The sequence below is a fragment of the Legionella maceachernii genome (assembly GCF_900167045.1).
Lineage (GTDB): Bacteria > Pseudomonadota > Gammaproteobacteria > Legionellales > Legionellaceae > Tatlockia > Tatlockia maceachernii.
In genome coordinates, this window is record NZ_FUXJ01000035.1 from 1 (window position 1) to 3090 (window position 3090).

The window sequence follows — 3090 nt, forward strand, 5'->3', positions numbered from 1 at the left end:
ATTGAGAGCGAGTAAGGGAAGAGGGTGTTGGCAAGAGGTGGTTGAGGTTATATGGTCAAGAAGAGAAGCGCAAACGGTGGATGCCTTGGCAGTAAGAGGCGAAGAAGGACGTGGAATCCTGCGAAAAGCTTTGGGGAGCTGGAAACGAGCGATGAACCAAAGGTGTCCGAATGGGGGAACCCGGCTTTGCGAAAGCGAGGTCATTTTTAACTGAATACATAGGTTAAAGAGGCGAACTCGGGGAACTGAAACATCTAAGTACCCGAAGGAAAAGAAATCAAACGAGATTCTCCAAGTAGCGGCGAGCGAACGGGGAAGAGCCTGGTGTGATATATCATTAAGCTGAGTAGAAGGCTCTGGGAAGTGCCACGAGAGAGGGTGAAAGTCCCGTATACGAAGGCCTAATGAGGAACTAAGCACACGAATAAGTAGGCTGGGACACGTGAAATCCTGGTTGAAGATGGGTGGACCATCATCCAAGGCTAAATACTCCTTACTGACCGATAGTGAACCAGTACCGTGAGGGAAAGGCGAAAAGAACCCCGGAGAGGGGAGTGAAATAGAACCTGAAACCGTTTGCGTACAAGCAGTGGGAGCTGGCTTAGGCTAGTGACTGCGTACCTTTTGTATAATGGGTCAGCGAGTTACTTTTAGTGGCGAGGTTAACTTATTAAGGGAGCCGTAGAGAAATCGAGTCTGAAAAGGGCGAGAGTCGCTGAGAGTAGACCCGAAACCGGGCGATCTAGCCATGTGCAGGATGAAGGTTGGGTAACACCAACTGGAGGTCCGAACCGGGTAATGTTGAAAAATTATCGGATGACGTGTGGCTAGGAGTGAAAGGCTAATCAAGCCCGGAGATAGCTGGTTCTCCCCGAAAGCTATTTAGGTAGCGCCTCGTGAATGATTACTGGGGGTAGAGCACTGTTTCGGCTAGGGGGCTGTCATGGCTTACCAAACCGATGCAAACTCCGAATACTGGTTAATTGAATCACGGGAGACACACGGCGGGTGCTAACGTCCGTCGTGAAGAGGGCAACAACCCAGACCGTCGGCTAAGGTCCCGAAGTTATGGTTAAGTGGGAAACGATGTGGGAAGGCATAGACAGCCAGGAGGTTGGCTTAGAAGCAGCCACCCTTTAAAGAAAGCGTAATAGCTCACTGGTCGAGTCGGCCTGCGCGGAAGATGTAACGGGGCTAAAACCATACACCGAAGCTGCGGATATGCACTAAGTGCATGTGGTAGGGGAGCGTTCTGTAAGCTGATGAAGGTTCATTGAGAAGTGGGCTGGAGGTATCAGAAGTGCGAATGCTGACATGAGTAACGATAAAGTGGGTGAAAAACCCACTCGCCGGAAGTCTAAGGTTTCCTGCACGACGTTAATCGGAGCAGGGTGAGTCGGCCCCTAAGGTGAGGCAGAAATGCGTAGCTGATGGGAACCAGGTTAATATTCCTGGACTTTTTGTAAGTGGTGAAGCGGGGACGAAGAAGGCTAGGTGAGCCGGGCGGTGGTTGTCCCGGTACTTGCATGTAGGCTGAGGGGTTAGGCAAATCCGGCCCCTTGTTAAGGCTGAGGTGCGAAGTGGTTTCGACACTACGGTGTGCGAAGAAGTCATTGATGCCAAGCTTCCAGGAAAAGCCGCTAGCCATAACTTACAGAGAACCGTACCGCAAACCGACACAGGTGGACAAGTAGAGAATACTAAGGCGCTTGAGAGAACTCGGGTGAAGGAACTAGGCAAAATGGTACCGTAACTTCGGGAGAAGGTACGCCCTTTTTGGTGAGTTAACTTGCTTAATGAGCTGAAGAGGGCCGCAGAGACCAGGTGGCTGCGACTGTTTATTAAAAACACAGCACTCTGCAAATTCGTAAGAAGACGTATAGGGTGTGACGCCTGCCCGGTGCCGGAAGGTTAATTGATGGGGTTATTCTGCCACCAGATTGTTTGCTAATTGAGGCGAGCGACGCTGAGTTGAAGGAGCATACTTAAGTATGTGACTGAGAGGAAGCGGAAGCTCAACGAAGAGTAGCGAGCAATGTGGTGGCAGAAGAAGCTCTTGATCGAAGCCCCGGTAAACGGCGGCCGTAACTATAACGGTCCTAAGGTAGCGAAATTCCTTGTCGGGTAAGTTCCGACCTGCACGAATGGCGTAACGATGGCCACACTGTCTCCACCCGAGACTCAGTGAAATTGAAATCGCTGTGAAGATGCAGTGTACCCGCGGCTAGACGGAAAGACCCCGTGAACCTTTACTATAGTTTTGCACTGGACTTTGATGATGACTGTGTAGGATAGGTGGGAGGCTATGAAGTGCGGACGCCAGTTCGCATGGAGCCGACGTTGAAATACCACCCTGTTATTATTGAGGTTCTAACTTGGGCCAGTAATCCTGGCTGAGGACAGTGTATGATGGGTAGTTTGACTGGGGCGGTCTCCTCCCAAAGAGTAACGGAGGAGCACAAAGGTACCCTCGGTACGGTCGGACATCGTACCAAGAGTGTAAAGGCAAAAGGGTGCTTGACTGCGAGAGTGACGGCTCGAGCAGGAACGAAAGTTGGTCTTAGTGATCCGGTGGTTCTGAATGGAAGGGCCATCGCTCAACGGATAAAAGGTACTCCGGGGATAACAGGCTGATACCGCCCAAGAGTTCATATCGACGGCGGTGTTTGGCACCTCGATGTCGGCTCATCACATCCTGGGGCTGAAGCAGGTCCCAAGGGTATGGCTGTTCGCCATTTAAAGTGGTACGCGAGCTGGGTTTAGAACGTCGTGAGACAGTTCGGTCCCTATCTGCCGTGGGCGTAGGAAAATTGAGAGGAGCTGCTCCTAGTACGAGAGGACCGGAGTGGACGAACCTCTGGTGTACCGGTTGTGACGCCAGTTGCATTGCCGGGTAGCTAAGTTCGGACGGGATAACCGCTGAAAGCATCTAAGCGGGAAGCCTCCCTCAAGATGAGTTTTCCCATGAAGCCCGTTGGAGACTACGACGTTGATAGGCGAGGTGTGGAAGCACAGTAATGTGTGTAGCTAACTCGTACTAATTGGCTGATTGTCTTGACCATATAACCTGAGCTGCTTTTAGGTTGAAGA

The 3090-nt window shown here is 51.4% G+C and carries 1 rRNA gene; it reads left to right on the forward strand.

From position 1 onward, the window contains the following. Positions 1-53: 53 nt before the first annotated feature. Positions 54-3062, forward strand: a 23S ribosomal RNA gene (locus tag B5D33_RS16215). The last annotated feature ends 28 nt before the right edge of the window (positions 3063-3090 follow it).